At 33.6% G+C, this 23,949-nt stretch carries 21 protein-coding genes and 2 pseudogenes; 3 read left to right on the forward strand and 20 right to left on the reverse strand.

Annotation, left to right across the window (positions count from 1 at the left end; all coding sequences use genetic code 11):
- Nucleotides 1–63 precede the first annotated feature (63 nt).
- Nucleotides 64–1,041, forward strand: coding sequence for a Gfo/Idh/MocA family protein (locus ACPWTF_RS19250; RefSeq protein WP_427872554.1), 978 nt, complete (start codon nt 64–66; stop codon nt 1,039–1,041).
- 27 nt (nt 1,042–1,068) lie between these two features.
- Here ACPWTF_RS19250 and ACPWTF_RS19255 read toward each other — a convergent pair whose 3' ends face one another.
- Complete coding sequence (locus ACPWTF_RS19255; RefSeq protein WP_427872555.1) at nt 1,069–1,578, reverse strand: DUF2004 domain-containing protein; 510 nt, start codon at nt 1,576–1,578, stop codon at nt 1,069–1,071.
- A gap of 101 nt (nt 1,579–1,679) precedes the next feature.
- Between ACPWTF_RS19255 and ACPWTF_RS19260 the strand changes: the two genes are divergently transcribed.
- Nucleotides 1,680–3,215, forward strand: a complete 1,536-nt coding sequence (locus ACPWTF_RS19260) for a YifB family Mg chelatase-like AAA ATPase (RefSeq protein WP_427872556.1) — start codon at nt 1,680–1,682, stop codon at nt 3,213–3,215.
- Nucleotides 3,216–3,302: 87 nt separating this feature from the next.
- Here the strand turns inward: ACPWTF_RS19260 and ACPWTF_RS19265 are convergent, their stop codons facing one another.
- From ACPWTF_RS19265 to gltB, 19 genes and pseudogenes are all read right to left on the reverse strand, one after another.
- On the reverse strand, nt 3,303–4,172 hold the full coding sequence (locus tag ACPWTF_RS19265; protein ID WP_427872557.1) for an alpha/beta hydrolase: 870 nt from the start codon (nt 4,170–4,172) through the stop codon (nt 3,303–3,305).
- A gap of 96 nt (nt 4,173–4,268) precedes the next feature.
- Complete coding sequence (locus tag ACPWTF_RS19270; protein WP_427872558.1) at nt 4,269–4,772, reverse strand: SRPBCC family protein; 504 nt, start codon at nt 4,770–4,772, stop codon at nt 4,269–4,271.
- A 47-nt stretch (nt 4,773–4,819) separates the two neighbouring features.
- Nucleotides 4,820–5,317, reverse strand: a complete 498-nt coding sequence (locus ACPWTF_RS19275; protein ID WP_427872559.1) for an SRPBCC family protein — start codon at nt 5,315–5,317, stop codon at nt 4,820–4,822.
- Entirely contained in the window at nt 5,307–5,633 is a 327-nt protein-coding gene (locus ACPWTF_RS19280; protein ID WP_427872560.1) for an ArsR/SmtB family transcription factor, read from the reverse strand. Before ACPWTF_RS19280 ends, ACPWTF_RS19275 begins: the two co-directional genes overlap by 11 nt.
- A gap of 154 nt (nt 5,634–5,787) precedes the next feature.
- Nucleotides 5,788–6,975, reverse strand: coding sequence for a hypothetical protein (locus ACPWTF_RS19285; RefSeq protein ID WP_427872561.1), 1,188 nt, complete (start codon nt 6,973–6,975; stop codon nt 5,788–5,790).
- Nucleotides 6,976–7,217: 242 nt separating this feature from the next.
- Nucleotides 7,218–7,583 (reverse strand): hypothetical protein, encoded by a 366-nt coding sequence (locus ACPWTF_RS19290; protein WP_427872562.1) that lies wholly within the window; start codon nt 7,581–7,583, stop codon nt 7,218–7,220.
- 59 nt (nt 7,584–7,642) lie between these two features.
- The gene (locus tag ACPWTF_RS19295) at nt 7,643–8,116 is read right to left on the reverse strand and encodes a DUF1572 domain-containing protein (protein WP_427872563.1); all 474 of its coding nucleotides are present in this window, start codon (nt 8,114–8,116) and stop codon (nt 7,643–7,645) included.
- 32 nt (nt 8,117–8,148) lie between these two features.
- Nucleotides 8,149–8,712 carry a hypothetical protein gene (locus ACPWTF_RS19300; RefSeq protein WP_427872564.1) on the reverse strand — a complete coding sequence of 188 codons (564 nt, stop codon included), beginning with the start codon at nt 8,710–8,712 and terminating at the stop codon, nt 8,149–8,151.
- Between the two features lie 123 nt (nt 8,713–8,835).
- Nucleotides 8,836–9,996, reverse strand: coding sequence for a DUF1624 domain-containing protein (locus ACPWTF_RS19305; RefSeq protein ID WP_427872565.1), 1,161 nt, complete (start codon nt 9,994–9,996; stop codon nt 8,836–8,838).
- Nucleotides 9,997–10,214: 218 nt separating this feature from the next.
- Nucleotides 10,215–10,580 carry a hypothetical protein gene (locus ACPWTF_RS19310; protein WP_427872566.1) on the reverse strand — a complete coding sequence of 122 codons (366 nt, stop codon included), beginning with the start codon at nt 10,578–10,580 and terminating at the stop codon, nt 10,215–10,217.
- 267 nt (nt 10,581–10,847) lie between these two features.
- Nucleotides 10,848–11,300, reverse strand: coding sequence for a hypothetical protein (locus ACPWTF_RS19315; RefSeq protein WP_427872567.1), 453 nt, complete (start codon nt 11,298–11,300; stop codon nt 10,848–10,850).
- Nucleotides 11,301–11,750: 450 nt separating this feature from the next.
- Entirely contained in the window at nt 11,751–12,053 is a 303-nt protein-coding gene (locus ACPWTF_RS19320) for a hypothetical protein (RefSeq protein WP_427872568.1), read from the reverse strand.
- 163 nt (nt 12,054–12,216) lie between these two features.
- A complete protein-coding gene (locus ACPWTF_RS19325) occupies nt 12,217–12,606 on the reverse strand; it encodes a helix-turn-helix domain-containing protein (protein WP_427872569.1) in 390 nt (129 codons plus the stop codon).
- A gap of 288 nt (nt 12,607–12,894) precedes the next feature.
- Nucleotides 12,895–13,230, reverse strand: coding sequence for a hypothetical protein (locus tag ACPWTF_RS19330; protein WP_427872570.1), 336 nt, complete (start codon nt 13,228–13,230; stop codon nt 12,895–12,897).
- A gap of 229 nt (nt 13,231–13,459) precedes the next feature.
- Complete coding sequence (locus ACPWTF_RS19335) at nt 13,460–13,615, reverse strand: hypothetical protein (protein ID WP_172426947.1); 156 nt, start codon at nt 13,613–13,615, stop codon at nt 13,460–13,462.
- Nucleotides 13,612–14,085, reverse strand: a complete 474-nt coding sequence (locus tag ACPWTF_RS19340; RefSeq protein ID WP_427872571.1) for a DUF6934 family protein — start codon at nt 14,083–14,085, stop codon at nt 13,612–13,614. The genes ACPWTF_RS19335 and ACPWTF_RS19340 overlap by 4 nt, the downstream gene beginning before the upstream one ends.
- Nucleotides 14,086–14,264: 179 nt before the next feature.
- Nucleotides 14,265–15,491, reverse strand: a pseudogene (gene lysA, locus ACPWTF_RS19345) (diaminopimelate decarboxylase); the annotation flags it as partial.
- 577 nt (nt 15,492–16,068) lie between these two features.
- Nucleotides 16,069–17,523 carry a glutamate synthase subunit beta gene (locus tag ACPWTF_RS19350; RefSeq protein WP_427872572.1) on the reverse strand — a complete coding sequence of 485 codons (1,455 nt, stop codon included), beginning with the start codon at nt 17,521–17,523 and terminating at the stop codon, nt 16,069–16,071.
- Between the two features lie 171 nt (nt 17,524–17,694).
- Nucleotides 17,695–22,213: pseudogene (gene gltB, locus ACPWTF_RS19355) on the reverse strand (glutamate synthase large subunit).
- 416 nt (nt 22,214–22,629) lie between these two features.
- On the opposite strand from gltB, the gene sucC reads away from it, so the two are divergent.
- Complete coding sequence (gene sucC, locus ACPWTF_RS19360; protein WP_066035083.1) at nt 22,630–23,823, forward strand: ADP-forming succinate--CoA ligase subunit beta; 1,194 nt, start codon at nt 22,630–22,632, stop codon at nt 23,821–23,823.
- Nucleotides 23,824–23,949: the final 126 nt, after the last annotated feature.

Genomic DNA, 23,949 nt, shown 5'->3' on the forward strand with positions numbered 1-23,949 from the left:
TGTTGCATGCTGTAATGGATATTTTTTAATCTTTTTAACAATTTTGATGATTATAATATAAGGATGGGAAATAGAAGTATTAAATGGGGAATAGTAGGATTAGGAAACATTGCAAGCCAATTTGCATCAGATTTAGTATTGATTGAAAATGCTGAGATTACGGCAGTTGCTTCAAGAGATTTAGCTAAAGCGGAAGAATTTGGAGGGAAATTTAATGCTCTAAGAATGTACAATTCTTATGATTTACTTTTTGAAGATTCAGAAGTTGAAATCGTCTACATTGCAACTCCTCATAATTCACACGCCGAATTGTCTATTAGAGCTTTAGAAAGTGGTAAACATGTGCTTTGCGAAAAGCCAATGTCTTTATCTTTTAAGGACACGCAAAGAATAATAGATGCTTCAAAAAAATACAATAGGTTTTTTATGGAAGCATTCTGGACAAGATTTATTCCTTCTGTTCAAGATGTTCTTGAGAAAATTGGCAATGGAATTATAGGAGACGTAAATTACCTAAAAGCCGATTTTGCCTTTCACGGAAGTGAAACAGAAAATAAAAGACTCTTTGATAAAGAACTAGGAGGGGGAGCTTTGTTTGATATTGGTGTTTACCCTTTGTTTCTGTCCTATATATTATTAGGATATCCAAAAGAGATTGCCGCTAAAGCGATTAAACATAAAAATGATATCGATCTACAGACTTCGATGATTTTACAATACGAAACAGCTCAATCGGTTTTGCATGCTTCAATAGTTTCTGAATCTGATATGAAAGCCGTTATTGCAGGAGCAAAAGGGCGAATAGAATTAAACGCTCCGTGGTTTATTGCCGATGGCTATTCTTTATATATAAATGAAGAAAAAGAAGCCACATTTACTTTACCAGCTTTAGGAAAAGGATATTCTCATGAAATAATCGAATGTCAAAATTGTATTCTCAATAATGAAATTGAAAGTAAACTTTGGTCGCATCAAAATTGTTTGGATTTGAGTAGGATTGTGGAGGAGGTTAAAAATAAAATAGGATTAAGTTTTTCTTAATCCTATTTTTTTATTTTAATGTCTTATCTAACTTTCCCAAGCTATATCTTTTAAAGCGTTATTCTCGTCACTATATACAGCAATTAATTCATCTGTTATTTCTGTTGAAATTGTGTAATCAAATGTTGCGAAATTTTCGTTTCCAAACACACCATCTGGTGATAATGCTACTCTTATTAATTTTAAATTTTTTAAAAATTGCTTTTCAACTTCAATTGTCTTGTCGCTAAAATCAATAATTTGTGATAGTTTGTTCATATAAAACTCTTCTAAATGGAACTCAACATAATCTTTTACTGTGCTATCATCCCCGTTATCATAATTTTTTTCAATCGAGACTATATTTTGAGAATTATATTGTTTAATGTTTGAAAGAAAATTATTTATTAAAGTCGCGGTGCTATAATCAATTTTATTTTTTTCAAAACTAATGATAATATTGACTTGATTTCTGTCCAATTCAAAAGTGGCTTCATAATATTCATCTAGATTGTCAATATCAATTTCTCCAAAGTGGATAAATGAAAAATTTTTCATTGCAATGTTGTTTAAATTTTTAAAAAGTAATAAAATATTTACAAAAATAATAAATTATTATATTTAATTAAATACTTTTACTTTTTTATAAGAATTTATTTATGTTAGTAAAAGTTTACGGAAGCGCTGTTTTTGGAGTTGAAGCCACAACTATCACAGTTGAAGTTCATATGGATAAAGGAATTGGTTATCATTTAGTTGGACTTCCAGATAATGCTATAAAAGAGAGCAGTTTTAGAATTGCCGCTGCTTTAAAGAATAACGGATTTAGTTTTCCGGGAAAGAAAATTACAGTCAATATGGCGCCTGCCGACCTTAGAAAAGAAGGTTCTTCATATGATTTGACATTGGCAATGGGAATTTTGGTCGGTTCAGATCAGATTAAAGCGCCAGAAATTGAACGCTATATTATTATGGGAGAACTTTCTTTGGATGGAAGTTTACAGCCTATTCGCGGAGCGTTACCCATTGCAATCAAAGCCAAAGAGGAAGGTTATAAAGGATTTTTTCTCCCAATTCAGAATGTAAAAGAAGCAGCTATCGTAGCGGGGTTAGATGTCTATGGAGTTGAAAATCTAAAAGAAATTGTTGATTTCTTTGCGGGAAAAGGAACGCTTCAGCCTACAGTTATCGATACAAGAGCGGAATTTTATAAAACACTGGATTTTCCTGAACATGATTTTTCAGACGTTCGCGGACAAGAAAGTATTAAACGCTGTATGGAAATTGCAGCAGCTGGTGGACATAACATCATTTTGATTGGCCCACCAGGAGCAGGAAAAACAATGCTGGCCAAACGTGTTCCGAGTATTTTACCGCCAATGACTTTGCGGGAAGCTTTAGAAACTACCAAAATTCATAGCGTTGCAGGAAAATTAAAAGAAGTCGGATTGATGAATCAAAGACCTTTTAGAAGCCCGCATCATACGATTTCTAATGTCGCTTTGGTCGGAGGCGGAAGTTACCCTCAGCCAGGAGAAATCTCGATGGCGCATAATGGTGTTTTATTTTTGGATGAATTGCCAGAATTCAAACGCGATGTTTTAGAAGTGATGCGTCAGCCTTTGGAAGATCGTGAAGTAACAATTTCGCGCGCAAAATTTACTATAACCTATCCGTCGTCTTTTATGCTAGTGGCAAGTATGAATCCAAGTCCGAGCGGATTCTTTAATGATCCAAGTATGCCCAATACTTCTTCACCGCACGAAATGCAACGTTATATGAGTAAGATTTCAGGGCCATTATTAGACAGAATCGATATTCATATAGAAGTTACTCCAGTTCCGTTTGAGAAATTATCAGATGAGCGAAAATCTGAAAGCAGTGTAGAAATTCGCAAACGAGTTACAGCAGCACGAGAAATTCAAACCAAACGATTTGAAACGGTAGAAAATGTTCATTACAATGCACAAATGAGCAGTAAACTAATTCGAGAATATTGTGTTTTAGATGAAGCTTCAAAAGAATTGTTAAAAACAGCTATGGAAAGGCTCAATCTTTCTGCCAGAGCTTACGATCGAATTTTGAAAGTTTCGAGAACCATTGCCGATTTAGATCATTCAGAAAATATTGTTTCTTCGCATATTGCTGAGGCAATTCAATACAGAAGTCTGGATAGAGAAGGGTGGCTTGGGTAAATTGTTGATTGTGAAATGTGAAATGTGAAATGAAGGCTTTAGTATATTACTACATCTCACATTTCACATTTTACAATATAATAAGGTCTATTCTTTACTTTTCGGATAAAAGAATTTAAACGAATTAGAAACAGCTGTATGCAGAATCAATCCGTGGTTTTCTTCGGGGAAATAGTCGAAGAAAGTTTTTACGTTTTTACTTTTAGATGCTTTTAGTTTTTCTGCCAGTAAGTTAGCATCAACTTCCATAACATGCGGAATTGCTGTTGGAGCTAATCCTTCCTTGCCGACAGCAATATAAATTTCGGTTGGCTGTGTAAAATTTTCTTTCAGCATTTCAGCATCTAAATCTAGCAAAGAACCATTGTTCCACCATAAACTCGGACTTACAATAACGTATTTATTAAAAAGAGCTGGTTTTTTAAGCAGAATTTCAGTGCCTAATAATCCGCCAAGAGATTGGCCGATGATGGTTTTAAAATCGTTTGTCTTGTATTTTTTTTCAATAAAAGGTTGTAGTTCTTTTTCGATAAAAGCAATAAACTGATCCGAATGGCCAGTTGTAGGAAAACGAGTTTTATCTTTTTCGATAGTAGTAGGAAAAGTAAAATCGCGTCTTCTGTCAACTGTTGCAATTCCTACCACAATTGATTTTGGAACTTGATTGATCCATTCAAAACTATTAAACTGTACCAATCCAGAAATATGAATAAAATCTTCGTCGGCAGAACCGTCAAGTAAATAAATTACGGGGTATTTTGTAGCTTCAGTTGGATTATAGCCTTCCGGAAGATAAATGTTTAGAATTCTTTTTTCGTCTAATTCTTTCGATTGAATTTCGTCGATAACTCCTAAAACAAAAGGCTTTGAAGTTTCTATGGTTTTAGTTTTATTCTTTTGGCTGAATGCTAAAGTAGAAGAAAAAAGCAAAAAGGCCAGAGCAAAAAATTTGTTCATTGATAGTAAAGTAAAAATGTTTATGTAAAACGAAATTACAATTTTAATATCAGTAAATTCTTCTTTTGTTTTGGCCTTTTTTGTGTAATTGGATAATTATTTTGCTTTTTCTGCAAAAATAGCATCCAAACCTTCCATTGTAATAGTAAAACCTTCTTTGAAGCCCATTTGGATAATCATTTCCAAATCAGATAGTTTTTCATGTTTAATAACAACATCTACAAAAGTAGAACCGTCTTTTTCAGAAAAAGTCACATCCCAGTCAGAACGTGGAAATTCTTTGTTTAAATTTCCTTCGCTATCGCTAAAAGCATCTAAATATTTAAAATTAGTTTTCGGACTAATTGAAGTAAAATCAGCAATGGCCCAATGCTTTTCGCCTTCTGGTCCAACCATGGCATACAATCTGCGTCCGCCTTCTTTAAATTCCATACTTTTTGTTTCCGATTTCCACGGTGCTGGTGCCCACCACAAATCTAGAATCTGAGGTTCAGTCCAAGCAGACCAAACTTGAGGAAGCGAAGCATTAAATTCACGTTTTACATTGACAGTCTTAGTTTCCTTATCAACAGTAAAATTCATTAAAAGATTTGATTTCATTTTCTTTAGATTTTAAATTCGTTAATAATAATTCGGCTGAACTGACTTTATTTTTCTGCTAAGATTTTGTCCAAACCTTGCATTGCAGAAGTAAATCCTTCTTTAAAGCCCATTTCAATTATTTTTTGCAGTTCTTCAAAACTGTCACGTTTTATCACAATGTCAACAATTGTCGAAGTGCCTTGTTCAGAAAAAGTAATATCCCAAAACGAACTTCCAAATTCAGAATTCGGATTTCCTTCGGCATCAGAAAAAGTAGCAGAATGTTTAAAGTTTGTTTTAGGAGAAATTGAAGAATATTCAAAATAACTCCAGCGCTCTGCACCGTCGGAACCAACCATGGCATATAATCTTCTACCGCCTTCTTTAAACTCCATGTTTTTGGTTTTAGATTTAAACGGAGCTGGCGCCCACCATAAATCTAGAATTTCAGGTTCTGTCCATGCAGACCAAACATTTGATAACGGAGCATCGAATTCGCGTTTTACGCTCACTCTTTTATTTTCCTTGTCTACAGAAAAATTCATTAATAAATCAGTTTTCATTTTCTTTAGATTTTAAGTTAAGTAATACTTGATCCAATTGACTAAAACGCTGTTCCCAAATTGCCTTAAATTGCTCCAGCCATTCATCAACTTCTTTCATTTTTTCTATTTTGAGCTGATAATAAATTTCTCTGCCCAATTTCTTTTCTTCCAATAAATCACATTCATTCAATATTTTAATGTGTTTAGAAACCGCTTGTCTTGTAGTTTGAAACTGCTCTGCAATAGAATTTGGCGTTAATGCAGTTGAGGAAATCAAAACCAATATTGCCCTTCTTGTCGGATCGGCAATAGCTTGAAAAATATCTCTTTTCATTTTCTTTGAATATTTATTCGCAACTAATCAGTTGCAAATATACGCAACTTTTTGGTTGCGCAATTCAAAAAGACATTTTTTTATTGAAAAAGTTTAAAGCAAAAAAAAAGGCGCATCAAAAATGCACCTTTTTCTTTATAATTGTGTTATATAATTACCTTCTAAATTTATTCTTTACAATGATGTCTTTTAGCTTGGCTTTCAGGTCTTCACCTGTATCATACACCATCTGTTCGTTGTTCGGAAAAGCAATAGCGCGTTTGTCAAAATACCCTAAATAATTATCATCGCAAGCGTTTCTATTCCCTTTGTAAGTCGAATACACATTTTCAAAAACATATTCGCTACTTATCGGGAAAGTCTGCACCAGCTGATTGCTTTTTAAATCTACATAATCAACTTTTGCTGTTACCAAACAAGACTTAAATTGTCTGAATTCATAAACCGTTGCACGAAGTGTTTTATAATTATCCACTTTAATTTCTTTACCTAAACTGTCCTTTACAGGTCTTCCGCGGTTGTCCAAAAGCGTTTTTACGCCATCTTTAACTTGTCTTTCTTTAACAAATTCTTTCTCTTTAATTTGTTCTGGCGAAATCGCAATTTGTCTGAAATTAAGAATCAAACTATAATCGTACGACACATTTTTTTGTCTTGTGCTATGATAAACCGTCCATTTATCGTTTAATCCGTAGGTTTTAAAATCCAATAAATCTTCCTGAAGCATTTTCGGAATCACCATTTCGGTTTCATTTTTGGCATAAACATCGACAAAATCAGTTCCTTTAAACTGAGCGTCATCCATCAATTTTTTGGTGTTTTTGTAGCCAGGATTAATGCTTTCCAAATAGGCAAAATCGTCATACGCTTTTCTAAAATCCAATTTGTTATTTGATTTCAAAAGAGTAGATGCGTTTTCATATAAATATTTCGAAAGTGCATTTTTGCTATTTACAATCTCATTCGAATAATTATCAAACGGAAAATTTGCATTTCGTCCCAGCTTCAATAAAGGCAAAGGCAAAATAGGTCTAATTTTTTCCTGACGATTATTTAGCTGTACATAAGTATTATAGATACGTTCGGCATTTGCCGGATTATTGTCTTTGTTCAGCATTTCTAGATTACGCAAATCGCGGTCTTTGGCTTTTGCAAAGGCTTCTTCCAACAGATAAACATAATCTTGTTTTCCTTTAGAATCTTTTTTGGTGCGAAGCGCTTCAACAGCGCGATCAATTGCACCGTCGTAATTTCCGTCGCTAAGCATTGATTGTGTTGTTTTTACCCCACAAGAAGAAAGGGCTAAAAACAATATAGAAACGAGAAAAGTAATTTTTTGCATAGTGTGTCTTTTGAAGTTGCAAATATATTTTATTTAACTTTCAACAACTATGCCTTTTTCTAATTTATTTAAGGAGCAGAAAAAGCTATTTTCATAAGAACGTTTACTCCCGCTGTCCGCTAAATTCCCGATTAACAAAAACTACGGCTGAAATAGCCTTGTTTTTCTAAATCGGGAGATACCGCTTCCATCGGGGCTAGATTACAGCTTTTGTTTTTCAGAGGAAACAAGAAAAAACTAACTTATTCTTCCACTTTTTTATATTCAAAAGTACCCACTTCAGGATTGGTTATAACACGTTTCTGACTGTCAAAAGAATTTATCGTAAACACAACCGGCAGAATAACAGAAACAATGGTCAATTGAGAATTGTCTTTAGATAATTTCCATTTTGCTTTGTGCGATTCGTCGCCAATAATGCTTTCAAAATCACCATTTTCTTTAAAAACCTGAAAAACCTGATCTGTTTTAAAACGTTTTTCAATGCTTTTTTCTTTTCCGTTTTTAGTCCATTTTACCAATTGCCATTTTCCAATAAGTTCTTTAGAAGTTTGCGCTGATGCAGATAAGCCAATTAAAAACAGAAATGCTAAGATTAATTTTTTCATTTTTAAATTTTTAAAGTTGAACTCTAATTTAATGACTTTTAATGATTTGAAAGAAAATTTTACGTTAAGTTGTTAAGCTGTTTTTTAATCAAAACAATTTGCCCTAAATGATAATAACTATGTTCAATCATAGCTTCGATATTTCTTTTATAAGTTCCGTACTGGACTTCTACAAAACCTTCATCCAGTTTTCCGACTGGCATTTGTTCTACTAAAGACGCAAATTCTTCAGCATCATTCCAGAATCGAGTTAGAAAAAAATTCCATTGTTCTTGAGAATGAATTGACGGAAAATCAAAACTAAATTTGTCTTTTATGTCCAAAGTTCCGCCTTTAAAAACCTGATTGATTCCGTTTATATAGTAATGAATATGCTGCGCCAAAACCGCAATTGTATTTAAGTTCTGAACGGGACTAACTGCAATTTTCCAATCTAGATTTTCGAGCTGATCTTTAAAATTGGTGTTCGCAATCCAAGTTCCGTTTAAAATGACTTCTCTAAAACGATTGGCAATTTCTACTGTACTTTTCATATTCAATAATTTAGGAGTTTATATTTATGAGCTTATTCCTGCTGAATCCACTCGTATTTTCCGTTTTTTAGATAAATAATTCCGCCTCCACAGCTTTCTTCGGCATGAATAAAAATCCCATCATTTGGAAGTTTTATTTTATCTTCTTCTTTAACTTCTTCATCGCCCATAATTTCACCGTCATCGTTTACATTGTTCCAGACGATTTCTCCTTTTGGTGCTTTCTCAAATGTTCCGACCCAGTCAATTTCGTCAAAACCTTGATTTAAAACAGTATTTCCGAATCCGAAATAATCTGTTCTTTTGTTATTTCCAAAAGTTATTTTTAGACCGCTTTTGTCACTTTTTGTACTTCTGATAATTTCTACGAGTTCGTTTTTTCCGTCTCCGTCTAAATCGCAACTTATTTGGTTGGTTTTATGTTTCTTAGAAATTACCAATGTATCAGCTTCCTCAATGTTAATTTCACCATTAGTTTTAGGTTTTAATGCGACTTCTAAAATATCTTTTTGAGTAGTTGAGGGTGTTTCGGTTTTAGTTTCATTTTTACATGAAATTGCAATTAGGGACAAAAGCAATAAAGTTTGGATTTTCATTATTTTATTATTTTGGCTTTGAAAAATTCAAGGCTAATATAAAAAAATACGTACAGAATCTAAAGTGTTTTTTAGTAGTTCTTAAATGACGCAATGAATTTTTGTGCTGACTTTTGATGAATTTTAAATGTATTGTAGCCACCAATATTTATGTTCCGATTTATATTTTCCAAACCATTGGCAAGGTTTATAAAGTAGCACAACAACAAAAATCCAAATTAGATAAATTAACCAAAGAGATAAACCGCTTTCTATGCCTTTTGGCCTTCCAAAAGTTCCGGTTGCAAATTCAAATTGCGAAAAACTGAAACCTTGCACAAAAAGCATAAGGAGTGTGAGAAAATGAATAACATAAAAATGAACGACAAAATAAAATAAAGGTACTTTCCCGTAGACCAAAGACACTTTTTTGATTCTGTTTGTGAATTGTTCTGCAAATGCTAGAAGCAAAAACATAATTCCTAAAGTTGCTAAACAAAATAGGAGAGAAGGAGGATATTTTGTCACATTAATAAATGACAAAAAATTAAAAACGACATTTTTTTGTGTAGTCCATAAAGCTGGATCTCCATAAATATTTACAAAACGAATTATGATAAATAAGACTAATGCGGTTAAACCAATTTTTGTAAATAGTTGTTTTCTTTTCTCTTCAGTCCATTCAAAGAATTTACCAGTTGCAAAACCAACAAGCATAATTCCAAGCCACGGAATCGGTGGATAACCCATTATAAAAGCTCTTCCTGAAAACGGAAATACTATTGGACTAAATAGCGGTGTTAAAGCAGTTTTTAAAATCGAATTTTCTGCAAATGGAATAAGCGGTGTGAGGTTGTGAAAAAAGAGTATAAGAAGTCCAATAATTCCTAATGTCTGTGAACGGATTTTCAGTAATGCACTTAAAATGATAAAACCAAAACCTATTGTTGCAATCACTTCAAACAAAAGAGAATGAAAACCAATATCGAAGAATAAACCAAAATTGACAATTGTAAATTCAAGGACAACTAACCAAATTCCTCTTTTGAGTAAAAACTTTCTGGTTTCGGAAACATTATTTTTGTTTTGAAGCGAAAGATAAACCGAAGTTCCGGCCAGAAAAACAAAAGTAGGCGCGCATAAATGAGTTATAAAACGCGTAAAAAACAGTAAAGGTGAAGTAGTTGTTAAATCGGTTGGACTTTGCGTAATAGAATCAACATGCATCAAATCTCGAACATGATCAAGCGCCATAATAATCATTACAATTCCGCGGACAATGTCGATTGATGGCTGTCGTTTCATGGGTTTGATTTTTAAATACTTAAGGGTAAATCTAATGAATTATTTTTTAAGTATTTAAGCAATATTAGTAATTGTAAATGAATTGCCTCCAGCTTTAGCTGGAGGTATATTTGATAAAAGTAAAAAGGCTTTAGCCAAAAAAAGATTTGGCTAAAGCCCTATGAGAAAGACTTTATTATTAAGCTCCTGCTAAAGCTGGAGGCAATTGAAAAATATATTTATTTAGATTTTCTAATCTTTACCTGATATACAATTTCCCAAAAAATAATAGAAAGAACAGCATTCGCAAATATGGCCGTTTTAACCTGATACGGATCATAATTTACAAGCAGATGCAAATTGGTAAATTGTAAAGCCAGAAACATAGCCAAAGCTGCGATTCCAATAGCACAAAGTACATTAAGTAAAGGTTTCCATTTTAGGGCTGTAAAAGCATAAATAAGATTCAGGATACCAAAGCCAGCTCCAAGAGTTACAAATCCATCACCTTTAAATTTCTCATTTAATTCAAGAAAAAAATGCGTAGAAGTAAGGTATAAAAAGAAAAGAATAGAGTAGATCAGGATTCGAACTTGTGGTTTCATTTTTTGTAATTTTTATTTTTAAAAGTGTAAGATTTTTTTTTGTTTATTTGCTTGTCAGAAAATGAAAGCTTTAAAAAGATAAAATTATGGATAAATTAATTAATGATTTTCAGTTTGGGTTATTTATTTGGCAGTTTTTAATTATTGCATTTTGCATCTTTTTATTTTATCTGTTGTATTTGTTGTTCAAGTTTTTGCGAAAAAATGTGTAATCACTGTTTTAAGATATATTAAAAAATCCCGTTTCTTTATTGAAACGGGATTTTTTTATTCTAAAAGTGCCTCGACTTTAGTTTCCGATTTTTCTTTTAACGGACTATCTGGCTGCAGACTCCAAATTACTAGAAATCGACCTTTTGCTATATATTCTTCTGGATGTTCAGGCGTTGGTTCGCCAGCTTTTCCCCAAAGTAAACCTTGCAGGAATCTATCGCCTTTAAAAACATGATCAAATTCAAAATACATAATAGAACCGCGATCTGCTTTGCTTTTAAAACTCTGAATCGCTTTACTTTTTATAGTTCCCACAATATTGCTGTACGTTTCAATATCATTATAAAAAGTACAGGCTTGTGGCGTAATGCAAATATTACCGTCGCTTACCATATAACCGCCTTTTGGAATTTCTTTTGGTTTTAGTTTTAAATCGGCTAGGGTTTGACTGAATGAATTTGCTGTGAATAGTAGGAAAAGTGTTGATAGTAGGATTGTAGGTTTCATTGCTTTTGGGGATTATTTTGATTTCTATATTGTTATAATTTGTTATCTAAATACATTAAAATAATAATGCATGTGGAGAAAAGAAAAATTTGAAATGCAACATTACTAATTCTATATAACATTCTGCTTCTTTTGGTTTCTTGTAGCCATTCTGCTGTATATTCTTTATTTTTTTTATTAAAAGTTCGATCATTAAAATATTTAAAAACAAAAAAGAGAACAAGAAAAGCGATAAAAATAAATGGCTCACTAATTTTTAAATTAGGTAGAAAAATTTTCTTAAGAATTAGTGAAATTAAAAATATTAATAATGATTCGTGTATTGAAATCGAAGTGGTGGCTTGCCAACTGTTTATTGACCTTGTGTTGATATAAAAGAATCTTCGATAAATTTTTTTAATGTCCAAGAGTTATTTTTTTTATTTGCTGAATTTGATTTTACAATTATAGCTAACTTCTAAAAACATTAATAGTTTTTGATAAAATTAAATACAATTGAAATGCAGTTATAGATATCGTAATAAGTGTGAGATAAGCAGAAGAATTAATAAGTTTATTGTTTTCTATCTGTAATTGTTTTGCAATATTTACTCTTCTGTTATTCAAGGTTTTTAAGAAATGCATTAATACGATTGACCAGCTAAACATAAAAAGTACAAAAAACGCAAAGCCATTTGGCATTTCTTCGATGTTTAGTAAAGTATAAATTTTGGTAAAAACTATTGCAATTACAAAATAGACTAATGCGTACAAAAGTATTTTTTTTAGTCCATTTTCAGATTTTAGAAAATAAAAAATGGAGCAATTTAGTAGGACAATAAAAAGGGCAAGAAGAAGATATGACATTTTGTTTCTGGGCTTAAAAAAAGCACAAAGTAAATCTCTGTGCTTTTGTAAAATTTATATTCTTGAGTAATTATTTTCCTTTTAGTAATTTTTCTAAATACTCTACTTTGTCTTTTTCAGCCTGAACCAAACGCTCGTAAAGTTCTACAACTTTATCAAGTGGGTTGAAATTGCATGAATTATTAGTTATAAAACTTCCTGTAACAGATTCATTAAAAGTATTAAAATAGTTAAATACATTTTCTTCCGAAAAACTTTTAATAGCTTCAATGGTAACGCCAAGTGCTTCTGCAATTTTTGAAAGTTTAGAATCATCAATAGTTTCACTTCCTTCAATACCAGAAATTGCCTGCTGATTTGTACCAATTGCCTGCGCAAGCGCTTCCTGCTTCATACCTCGAAGCTCTCTGATTCGGCTGATGTTTCTGCCGATATGTTTTGGTTTTGATGTCGTGCTCATAATTTCAAAGGTATTTAAAATTTTGATTATTTGAATAAAGTAAAAAGATGTTTTTTCTGATAGAATTTTAATTTTTCTTTTAAAAACTTTTATCTTCTTCGTTTACGCTTTTCATTAATGGGAATTTGATTGGATGGTGTTAATTCGTTTAAACATTGCTGATAAATTTCTTCTCGCCATTTTTCAAAAAGTTCAATTAAGTCAAAAAATAATTTTTCGGATGAATTTTCAGGTTGCGGCTTTTTGAACAAATTTCCTATTCTGATATTGTGTGATTTGCCCAAATGATTAATAACATAATCTTCCTTGCCTTGGTTCGTCCATAAATATATCAGAATAATAATGTTTCAATTCTAAATGATCGAGTTTTTGTATTTCTAAAATTATGTTTTTAATTTCAGAAGGTATTTCGCATTCGAATAGCTTTTCAAATTTCTCAAATTTTTTTGTACGAAAGGTCATGTCGATCTTACATTCAAAAATGATATCAATATAAATTCCTAATCTTAATAATCTTTCTGTCCAACCGTCAAACTGGTCATACGAAAGAATATAGTCTTCATGTAATTTGAAATTTCCAGTTGAGGAGTCTATTTTTCGTATGTTAAGTACTTCAAAGTCCATTTTTGTAAGTATTGAAAGTATTCAGGTAAGATATTAAATATTTTTTATTTTGGATCAAGTCTACTCTTATTCTTGTCAAATGACAAATATTGTAATTACTTTGCGTGGGCTTCGACTTCGCTCAGCCTGACAGATGTTTAGGAATCTAAAATCTGAACTCAAAAATCTAAAATAAAAAAATCCCGCCTCAATTAAGAAACGGGACTTCGATGATATTTTGGTTTTAAGATTAAAAGCTTAGTTTAAACTCGATTTTATTAATTTCATCTTGTTTTCCAGATTGAAACTCAATATTTTTAAGATTATTGAGAGATGTGTCAACAATAATCTTTGAGTCTTTTGTAGTTAATCTCTTAGTCTTAATTATTTTTTTTACACTTTTCATCTTCTTTTCCTTTTAATTAAAAAACCATCATAGTCTTTTTTATAATCAAATGGCTCATCTATGATTTTATTATTTTCAATCATTCTGGCACCAAATATATCAAAAGTTTCTGATAATTCCTCAAGATTTAACATTATAGCTCTTTTGTAAGTATTTGTTCTTCTAACATCACTGCCTTTAAAGAACACTGCTATTTCTGGATTTGTCTTTGTAAATTCATATACAGTTTGGGCTACAGTTGCCAAAACAATCCTAATGTCTCCATTGTCATTTATAACTTGATCATCTATAATATACTTTTTTATTGATGGGGCGTATTTTAAGTTTCCAAAACCAAGATTATAGATAGAAGGGTTTTTAGTTGGAGTGTAAGCAACCACTTTTCTAAAACTTCCTTTTATTCCAACACTTACAAAATTAAATATTGTGGATGATTCATCTTTCGTAAGGTCATATTTACAGTAATTCATTTAAATAAAAAATTTCGTACAAATATAATGAATTGAGATGACTTTTTTATTTGTGTGAAAAGCGAAGATTAACTTAATTATGTAAACCAATCTAAAATCTGAACTCAAAAATCTGAAATAAAAAAATCCCGCCTCAATTAAGAAACGGGATTAAAGTGATATTCTCTTTTTTTCTATTGTTAAACCGTAGCAGCAACTTCTTCTGGCAACGGAATTTGATTTTTAAGTAAATCTTCAAATGTTTCAGCTTGACGAATCAAGATTCCTTGACCGTTCATCCAAAGAACTTCGGCTGGTTTGTATCTTGAGTTGTAGTTGGATGACATTGAGAAACAGTAAGCTCCTGCATTTCTGAAAGATAAAATGTCTCCTTCAGTAATTTCCTGAATTCTGCGGTTGTTTGCAAAAGTATCAGTTTCGCAAATGTATCCTACAACTGAGTAAAAACGCTCTTTTCCTTTTGGGTTTGAGATGTTTTCAATATGGTGTGAAGATCCGTACAACATTGGACGAATTAAGTGGTTGAATCCACTATCAACTCCAGCAAAAACTGTTGAGGTTGTTTGTTTTACTACGTTTACTTTTACTAAGAAATGACCTGCTTCGCTTACCAAGAATTTTCCTGGTTCGAAAATCAAAGTTAATTCTCTTCCATATTCAGTACAGAAAGCATTGAATCTTTTTGATAATTTTTTACCTAGTTCTTCGATGTCTGTTTCGATATCGTCTTTTTTGTAAGGAACTTTGAATCCACTTCCGAAATCTAAGAATTGTAAATCTTTGAAATGTTTTGCCGTGTCAAATAAGATTTCAGCAGCATACAAGAATACTTCGATATCTAAAATATCAGATCCTGTGTGCATGTGAATTCCAACAATGCTCATTTTTGTATTTTCAACAATTCGCAAAATATGCGGAATCTGGTGAACAGAAATTCCGAATTTACTATCGATATGTCCAACAGAAATGTTAGCGTTTCCGCCCGCCATTACGTGTGGATTGATACGAATACATACCGGAATATGTGGATGTTTTGTTCCGAATTGCTCCAGAATAGATAAATTGTCGATATTGATTTGTACACCCATTGCGGCAACTTCTTCGATTTCTTCTAGAGAAACGCCGTTTGGTGTAAAGAAAATTCTTTCGGGTTCATAGCCAGCATGAAGTCCTAACTGAACTTCCTGAATTGATACAGTGTCTAAACCAGACCCCATGTTCTTTAATAACTGTAGAATCGCAACGTTTGACAATGCCTTCATGGCGTAATTAACTCTTAAGTTTTCTACCTTAGAGAAAGCTTTAGTTAATCTGTTGTACTGAGATTGGATTTTTTCAGCATCGTAAACATACAATGGACTTCCAAATTGGTCTGCTAACTGCAGTAAATCTTTTGCTTGCATTTTTAAATCATTTTGGGCAAAGTTATTACACTTTTATCTATCAGCAAATAATTTGTAGAAAAATAACAAATTATAACAAATTGTTTTATTTCAAACAAAAAGTTGCTGTTTTTGAGATTTTATAACCTTTTTAAAGGTGCTAAGGTTGTAGGATGCTAAGTTACTAAGTTTTTTTGTCTCGAATTCGTGAATTAACTTATTCTTAAATGCTGTTAAAATTGTTTTTTGCCACAGATTGAAAGGATTTGCACAGATTATTTTGTTTGCCACGAATTTCACGAATTTTCACGAATTTTCAATTTTGGATTTTCGCAAAATGCTAAAATATAGCCCGTGGTTTCAACCACGGGAAACGTTGCGGATTGAACGCAATCATATATTGTGTCCCCGTGGTTGAAACCACGGGTTATATTTGATTATAGAAACCAAAGAGAAAAGAAAAATTAGTGAAAATTTGTAAATTGCTTCGCCTGTTCGCTATCGCTCGGGTCGTGGCGAAAAAAATTATAGCAAAAACAAAACCCCTGAATTATTAATTCAAGGGTTTGTTAGTAGTATGTGTTGTATTTTTATTCGGTTTTTATAGGCTAGGAAGATCTCCTTTTCCTTTAGTAGGCAAGTTGGTAGAGCCCATTAAGAACAAATCTACTTCTCTTGCTGCTTCGCGACCTTCTGAAATAGCCCACACGATTAATGATTGTCCTCTTCTCATATCACCAGCAGTGAAAATGTGAGGAACGTTTGTCTGATAATTATGCGCTTTATAGTTGCTTCTCATATCAGTTTCGATTCCTAATTGCTCGCTTAACGTTTTCTCTGAACCTGTAAATCCAAGCGCTAATAAAGCTAAATCGCAAGGCCAGATTTTCTCAGAACCTTCTTTTTCGATTAATTCTGGACGCTGACCAGGAGTCATTTTCCATTGCACTTCAACAGTTTTTAATCCAGTTAATTCGCCTTTATCGTTAGAAATGAATTCTTTTGTGTTGATTAACCAGTTTCTGTCACAACCTTCTTCGTGAGAAGAAGATGTTTTAAGCTGCAACGGCCAGAAAGGCCAAGGAGTTGATTCGCTTCTTCCAACAGGAGGTTTTGGTAAAATCTCAAAGTTAGTTACCGATTTAGCTCCATGTCTGTTAGAAGTTCCAATACAGTCAGAACCAGTATCTCCACCACCAATAACGATTACATCTTTACCAGTTGCTTTTACTTGGTCTGGAATTGATTCTCCGTATAAAACTTTAGTTTGTTGAGTCAAGAAATCCATTGCTTGAACAACGCCTTTGCTTTCGATTCCTTTAGTTGGCAAGCTTCTTCTTTCAGTTGCTCCTCCGCATAAAACGATAGAATCGAATTGGTTTAATTCTTCAACACTGAAGTTTACACCAACGTTTACGTTAGTTTTGAAAGTGATTCCTTCTGCTTCTAGAATAGCTACACGACGGTCGATGATTCCTTTTTCTAATTTAAAATTAGGAATTCCGTAACGTAATAAACCTCCAATTGCGTTGTCTCTTTCAAAAACAGTAACCGTGTGACCAGCTCTGTTTAATTGCTGAGCCGCTGCAAGACCTGCAGGACCTGAACCAATAACAGCAACTGTTTTACCAGTTCTTGTTTTTGGCGCTTGTGGTTTAATCCACCCTTCAGCGAAACCTCTTTCTACAATGCTTTTTTCGATGTTTTCGATAGAAACTGGATCTTTGATGATTCCTAATACACATGATTTCTCACATGGAGCAGGGCATAAGCGTCCTGTAAATTCAGGGAAGTTATTAGTAGATTGTAAAATCTCTAACGCGCTTTGCCATTCTTCCTGATGCACCATATCGTTGAAGTCAGGAATTAAATTTCCTAACGGACAACCACTGTGGCAAAAAGGAATTCCACAGTCCATACATCTTGATCCTTGTTCTTTTAATTTATCTTTTGGTACCGGAATAGTAAATTCGTTGTAGTTAGAAACACGTTCTGCTACTGCTAAATTACTTTCATCGGCTCTGTTATATTCTTTAAATCCGCCTATTTTACCCATGACATTTTAATTAAATCTAAATGATTAAAATTCCAATTCTTAAATTCCAAATTCCAATTTTTTTAACCGCAAAGAGCGCAAAGGCTTTTTTAAATTCTTTGAGAGTTTTAAGTTCTCAAAGCTTTGAGGTTGATTTCAATCTAAAATCTAAAATCTGAATTCTAAAATCATTTATCCCGCTATTAATTCTTCTATTTTTTTCTCTTCTGCAATTCTTTGTAATGCTTTTTTGTAATCAGTAGGCATTACTTTTACGAAGTGCTGTTGTTGATTTTCCCAGTCTGCTAAAATTCTTTTTGCTAATGGACTGCTTGTGTACAATGAATGATTTTTGATCAGTTTTCTTAGTTTCGTAAGATCTTCTTCTTCCATTGGGTCGAATGCAACCATTTCCATGTTACAAACTGTAGAATCGAATTTCTTATTTGAATCATAAACATAAGCTACACCACCGCTCATACCAGCTGCGAAGTTTCTTCCTGTTTTTCCTAAAACTACTACTGTACCACCAGTCATGTACTCGCAACCGTGATCTCCAATTCCTTCTACAACTGCTGTTGCTCCAGAATTTCTAACACAGAAACGCTCTCCGGCCATTCCATTAATATAAGCCTCTCCGGTAATAGCTCCGTAAAGGGCAACGTTTCCGATAATGATATTGTCTTCAGGGTTGAAAGTCGCAGTAGGAGGTACTTTTACAATTAATTTTCCTCCAGACAGCCCTTTTCCTAAATAATCATTACAGTTTCCGTGAATTTTAAATGACAATCCGTTTGTTGCAAAAGCACCAAAACTTTGTCCAGCAGAACCTTCAAAATCAACTAAAATAGTGTCATCAGGTAATCCTTGTGCCCCGTAGATTTTTGAGATTTCGTTACTCAAAATAGCACCTACAGAACGGTCTGTATTTTTAATTTTAAAGGTTACTCTTGTTTTCTCTTTTCTATAGATAGACGGAATCGCTTCTTTGATGATATCAAAATCCAATACATTTTCAAGTTGGTGATCTTGAGTAGTTGTATTATGATTTGGCTCTGTTTTCGCTTTTTCCGGTTTGTATAGAATTGATGACAAGTCTAAACCATTTGCTTTATAATGTTTGATGGCTTTGTTCACATTTAATTTTTGTGATTGACCTACCATTTCTTTTAACGTTCTGAAACCTAACTGCGCCATGATTTCTCTTAACTCTTCAGCAATGAAATACATGAAGTTGATTACGTGCTCTGGAGTTCCTTTGAAATTTTTTCTCAATTCAGGATCCTGAGTTGCAATACCAACTGGGCAAGTATTTAAGTGGCAAGCTCTCATCATGATACATCCAGAAGCTACAAGTGGAGCAGTTGCGAAACCGAATTCCTCAGCTCCTAATAAAGCTGCGATGGCAACATCACGACCTGTTTTTAACTGTCCGTCACACTCTAAAACTACACGGCTTCTTAAATCGTTTAAGATCAAAGTTTGCTGTGCTTCAGCTAAACCAAGTTCCCATGGAATACCTGTGTGCTGTAAAGATGTTAAAGGTGCAGCTCCCGTTCCTCCGTCATAACCAGAAATTAAGATAACGTCAGCTTTTGCTTTGGCAACACCGGCAGCGATGGTTCCAACTCCAACTTCAGAAACTAATTTTACGTTAATACGAGCTTCACGGTTTGCATTTTTTAAATCGTAAATCAACTGAGATAAATCCTCAATTGAATAAATATCGTGGTGAGGAGGAGGCGAAATCAAACCTACATAAGGTGTAGAGTTTCTAGTTTCAGCAATCCAAGGCACTACTTTTTCTCCAGGCAACTGTCCACCTTCACCAGGTTTTGCTCCCTGAGCCATTTTAATCTGGATTTCTTTAGCATTTGTCAAATAGTTGATTGAAACACCAAAACGTCCAGATGCAACTTGTTTGATAGCAGAGTTTCTAGAATCTCCGTTAATTTCTTTCTGGAAACGTTTAGGATCTTCTCCACCTTCTCCAGAGTTACTTTTTCCACCGATTCTGTTCATTGCAATCGCTAAATTCTCGTGTGCTTCTCTAGAAATAAATCCGTAAGACATGGCACCCGTTTTGAATTTCTTTACAATTTCTGTCCAAGGCTCTACTTCGTCAATAGAAATTGGATCTAAATTGTTGAATTCGAATAAACCTCTAATGGTCATTAAGTTTGAGCTTTGCTCGTTAACGGCATTTGAATATTCTTTATAACTTTCTGGGCTGTTTAAACGAACCGCTTGTTGTAATTTAGAAATAGTGGTTGGGTTAAACATGTGTTTTTCTCCACCACGTCTCCATCTGTAAATACCTCCAATTTCAAGAGAAAGCAAACTAGCAACTTTTGAATTTGGGAAAGCTTTTTGGAAACGTTTTTTAACCTCTTTCTCCACTTCCATTAAACCAATACCTTCAATTCTTGATGGAGTGTAAGGGAAGTATTTCGAAGTAAATGTTTTGTTTAAACCTAAAATTTCGAAAATCTGAGCAGCTCTGTATGAATGTAAAGTAGAGATACCAATTTTGTTCATGATTTTCACGATTCCTTTTGCAATCGCTTTGTTGTAGTTTACAACAGCATAATCAGCTTTTACTTTTGTGATGAAACCTTTTTCAACTTGATCGTGAATGATTTCATTTACCATGTAAGGGTTGATTGCACTTGCACCATATCCGAACAATAAAGCAAAATGATGAGGTTCTCTAGGTTCAGCAGATTCGATGATGATTCCGAATTTAGAACGAACTTGTAAAATGTTTAATGAGTGGTGAATATAAGAACAAGCCAATAACATCGGAATTGGAGCTAATTCTTCGCTTACACCTCTATCTGATAAGATAATGATGTTGCATCCTTCTTCAACCGCTTTAAAGGTTGCTTGAACACATTTTTCAAGCGCACGCTCCAAACCGTTAACTCCTTTTTCTATTTTGTATAAAGTAGAAATAGTAGCCGATTTGAAATCTGGGTGATCGATATTTCTAATTTTATCCAAATCCTCATTCGAAACGACTGGATTTTGGATTTTTAGTTTTTTACATTGTTTCGATTCGATTTCGAAAATATTGAAATCTCCACCAATCGCTAAACTGATATCAGTAATGATTTCTTCACGAATACCATCCAATGGCGGGTTAGTAACCTGAGCGAATAATTGTTTGAAGTAATTGTACAACAATTGTGGCTGGTCTGAAAGAACTGCCAAAGGCGTATCGTTACCCATAGAACTAATTGCTTCAGCTCCGTCGCTACCCATTGGGTTAATGATTGTTTTTAAATCTTCAATAGTATAACCAAATAAACGCTGTCTTGTTAAGAAATCTAATTTTTCAACAGGAGTAGGGTTGTTGGTGTAAGGAACGCTAGCCAAAGGCAATAAGTTTTCATCAACCCATTGTTTGTATGGACGTTTTGTAACGATCGCTTTTTTAACTTCTTCGTCTTCGATGATACGTCCTTCATTCATATCAACTAAGAACATTTTTCCTGGCTCTAAACGTCCGTGCTGAATTACATCTTCTGGATCAATGTCTAATACACCAATTTCAGATGACATAATTACGAATCCGCTTTTCGTTAAAGTATAACGAGAAGGACGCAATCCGTTTCTGTCTAGTAAAGCACCAATTACGTTACCATCTGTAAACGGAATAGAAGCACGAACCATCCCAAGGCTCCATGATACAAGCGTTGAACTCGTAGAATGCTCTTTTTTCAGCAGACATTGTCTGGTGTTTTTCCCAAGCTTCAGGAACAACCATCATCATTGCTTCTGGCAATGAACGACCTGTCATTAATAAAAGTTCAATTACCATATCCATAGAAGCAGAATCTGATTTTCCTTCTAAGATAATTGGAAATAATTTTTTAATGTCTTCGCCAAAAACTTTGCTCTGCATAAGCTCTTCACGAGCACGCATACGGCTTACGTTTCCACGAAGTGTATTGATCTCACCATTGTGACACATGTATCTAAACGGTTGAGCTAAGTCCCAAGATGGGAATGTATTGGTAGAGAAACGCTGGTGTACAAGTGCTAAACGAGTCACCAAGTCTGGATCTTTCAAATCTATATAATAACGGCTGATGTCTTCTGGCATCAATAGACCTTTATATATTATAGTAGTTGTCGATAAACTAGTAAAATAAAACATGTGGCTTTCAGAAGTTTTTGATCCTCTTACGGCGTGTTCAGCAATTTTTCTAGCTGCAAAAAGTTTTGCATTAAATTCTTGTTCAGTTAAATCTTGTCCGTTTTTAGAAACGAAAACTTGTTTAACAGTTGGTTCTTTTTCTGCGGCAATTTCACCTAGATTTTCAACGTCAACGGGTACATCTCTCCAACCTAAAACTTTTAAGTTTTGGTCTTTGATTGTAGCTTCAAATGCATTAATACAAAAAGAAACCTGGTTTTTGCTTTTTGGTAAAAAAACCATTCCTACTGCATACTCACGCGCTTCTGGGATTTCAAAGTCACAAACTTTCTTAAAAAAATCATGAGGAATGTCGAATAAAATTCCGGCTCCGTCACCAGTTCTTCCATCAGAACTAACGGCACCACGATGTTCTAATTTAATTAAGATGTCTAATGCTTTGTGAATAATATCATTTGACTTAATACCATTCAAATTACAAATAAATCCTGCACCACAATTGTCGTGTTCAAATTCAGGCAGATAAAGCCCTTGTTCTTTAACTCTCATTCTTGATATTTTTTTTACAAAAATAAAGATTTCGTTAAACATAATGTAGTGAATTAGTGCTTTTGCTTTCATTTTTGCTGTAATATTAGAAAAAGCATTCTTAATTATTAATATTATGATATAAAGCATCCCGAATTGCTAAAAATATAATTACTCCTAAAATATATTAGGAAAAATCGTCGGTAGGCCAATAAAACCAATGAATTTTTTGTTAAATATCAAACGTTTTATGCGAATTGTGTTAACATTAACAAATTGTTCCGTTAACGATTTGTTTGCTTTGAAGAATTATCAACGTCTAATACCTATATATAACAATTATTTAATTGAAAAAGATTTTACTATTAAGTTGTATTTTGTTACTTTTGTCGCACTTTTATTCTGAAATAAATTCAGAACCAGACAAATTCTATATTATGAACATACACGAATATCAAGGAAAAGAAATTTTAGCGAGTTACGGAGTACGCGTACAACGCGGAATTGTGGCTAACAATGCGGTTGAAGCTGTAGCTGCTGCAAAACAATTAACTGCCGAAACTGGTACAGGATGGCATGTAATAAAAGCACAAATTCACGCAGGTGGTCGTGGAAAAGGTGGTGGAGTTAAGCTGGCAAAAAACTTACAACAAGTTGAAGAGTTAGCAGAACAAATCATCGGAATGCAGTTGATTACACCTCAGACTCCGCCTGAAGGTAAAAAAGTAAATAAGGTATTAGTTGCAGAAGATGTTTACTATCCAGGTGAAAGCGAAACTTCTGAATTCTATGTTTCTGTTTTATTGAATAGAGGTACAGGACGCAACATGATTATGTATTCTACTGAAGGTGGAATGGATATCGAAGAAGTTGCTGAGCATACTCCACACTTAATCTTTACTGAAGAAATCGATCCATCTGTTGGATTACAAGGTTTCCAAGCTAGAAGAATTGCCTTCAACTTAGGTCTTTCTGGAAATGCTTTCAAAGAAATGGTTAAATTCATCGATGCACTTTACAATGCTTACATTGGTTCTGATGCTTCTATGTTTGAAATCAACCCAGTTTTAAAAACTTCTGATAACAAAATCTTAGCTGTTGATGCTAAAGTTAACATCGACGATAACGCTTTATACAGACAACCTAAATATGCTGAAATGAGAGATATCCGTGAGGAGAATCCAATCGAAGTTGAAGCTAAAGAAGTTGGTTTGAACTATGTTGACCTTGACGGTACTGTAGGATGTATGGTAAACGGAGCTGGTCTTGCAATGGCAACTATGGATTTAATTAAATATGCTGGTTTTGAGCCTGCTAACTTCCTTGACGTAGGAGGAACTGCTGATGCAAAACGTGTTGAAACAGCTTTCAGAATTATCTTGAAAGATCCAAACGTAAAAGCTATCTTAATTAACATCTTCGGAGGAATCGTTCGTTGTGACCGTGTTGCTCAAGGTGTTGTTGATGCTTACAAAAACATGGGAGACGCTATTAAAGTGCCAATTATCGTTCGTTTGCAAGGAACAAATGCTGAAATTGCAAAAGAATTAATTGACAACTCTGGTATGCCAATCTTATCTGCAGTTCAATTCCAAGAAGCTGCTGACCAAGTTAAAGCTGCTCTTTCTTAATTAAAATTGTAGAGATGCACTGCAGTGCATCTTTCTGAATATAGAAAATCCCTCCGTGCTTCGGAGGGATTTTTTTTGGAGCCTATTTAACCGCAAAGTTCGCAAGGTTTTTTGTCAAGGATTATG

This window comes from Flavobacterium sp. MMS24-S5, assembly GCF_050320125.1.
GTDB lineage: Bacteria > Bacteroidota > Bacteroidia > Flavobacteriales > Flavobacteriaceae > Flavobacterium > Flavobacterium tyrosinilyticum.

What these genes read in the sequence shown, in the direction of transcription:
- ACPWTF_RS19250 (WP_427872554.1), top strand. Translation starts at nt 64, where the DNA reads ATGGGAAATAGAAGTATTAAATGGGGAATAGTAGGATTAGGAAACATT.
- ACPWTF_RS19255 (WP_427872555.1), bottom strand. Translation starts at nt 1,578, where the DNA reads ATGAAAAATTTTTCATTTATCCACTTTGGAGAAATTGATATTGACAAT.
- ACPWTF_RS19260 (WP_427872556.1), top strand. Translation starts at nt 1,680, where the DNA reads ATGTTAGTAAAAGTTTACGGAAGCGCTGTTTTTGGAGTTGAAGCCACA.
- ACPWTF_RS19265 (WP_427872557.1), bottom strand. Translation starts at nt 4,172, where the DNA reads ATGAACAAATTTTTTGCTCTGGCCTTTTTGCTTTTTTCTTCTACTTTA.
- ACPWTF_RS19270 (WP_427872558.1), bottom strand. Translation starts at nt 4,772, where the DNA reads ATGAAATCAAATCTTTTAATGAATTTTACTGTTGATAAGGAAACTAAG.
- ACPWTF_RS19275 (WP_427872559.1), bottom strand. Translation starts at nt 5,317, where the DNA reads ATGAAAACTGATTTATTAATGAATTTTTCTGTAGACAAGGAAAATAAA.
- ACPWTF_RS19280 (WP_427872560.1), bottom strand. Translation starts at nt 5,633, where the DNA reads ATGAAAAGAGATATTTTTCAAGCTATTGCCGATCCGACAAGAAGGGCA.
- ACPWTF_RS19285 (WP_427872561.1), bottom strand. Translation starts at nt 6,975, where the DNA reads ATGCAAAAAATTACTTTTCTCGTTTCTATATTGTTTTTAGCCCTTTCT.
- ACPWTF_RS19290 (WP_427872562.1), bottom strand. Translation starts at nt 7,583, where the DNA reads ATGAAAAAATTAATCTTAGCATTTCTGTTTTTAATTGGCTTATCTGCA.
- ACPWTF_RS19295 (WP_427872563.1), bottom strand. Translation starts at nt 8,116, where the DNA reads ATGAAAAGTACAGTAGAAATTGCCAATCGTTTTAGAGAAGTCATTTTA.
- ACPWTF_RS19300 (WP_427872564.1), bottom strand. Translation starts at nt 8,712, where the DNA reads ATGAAAATCCAAACTTTATTGCTTTTGTCCCTAATTGCAATTTCATGT.
- ACPWTF_RS19305 (WP_427872565.1), bottom strand. Translation starts at nt 9,996, where the DNA reads ATGAAACGACAGCCATCAATCGACATTGTCCGCGGAATTGTAATGATT.
- ACPWTF_RS19310 (WP_427872566.1), bottom strand. Translation starts at nt 10,580, where the DNA reads ATGAAACCACAAGTTCGAATCCTGATCTACTCTATTCTTTTCTTTTTA.
- ACPWTF_RS19315 (WP_427872567.1), bottom strand. Translation starts at nt 11,300, where the DNA reads ATGAAACCTACAATCCTACTATCAACACTTTTCCTACTATTCACAGCA.
- ACPWTF_RS19325 (WP_427872569.1), bottom strand. Translation starts at nt 12,606, where the DNA reads ATGAGCACGACATCAAAACCAAAACATATCGGCAGAAACATCAGCCGA.
- ACPWTF_RS19330 (WP_427872570.1), bottom strand. Translation starts at nt 13,230, where the DNA reads ATGGACTTTGAAGTACTTAACATACGAAAAATAGACTCCTCAACTGGA.
- ACPWTF_RS19335 (WP_172426947.1), bottom strand. Translation starts at nt 13,615, where the DNA reads ATGAAAAGTGTAAAAAAAATAATTAAGACTAAGAGATTAACTACAAAA.
- ACPWTF_RS19340 (WP_427872571.1), bottom strand. Translation starts at nt 14,085, where the DNA reads ATGAATTACTGTAAATATGACCTTACGAAAGATGAATCATCCACAATA.
- ACPWTF_RS19350 (WP_427872572.1), bottom strand. Translation starts at nt 17,523, where the DNA reads ATGGGTAAAATAGGCGGATTTAAAGAATATAACAGAGCCGATGAAAGT.
- sucC (WP_066035083.1), top strand. Translation starts at nt 22,630, where the DNA reads ATGAACATACACGAATATCAAGGAAAAGAAATTTTAGCGAGTTACGGA.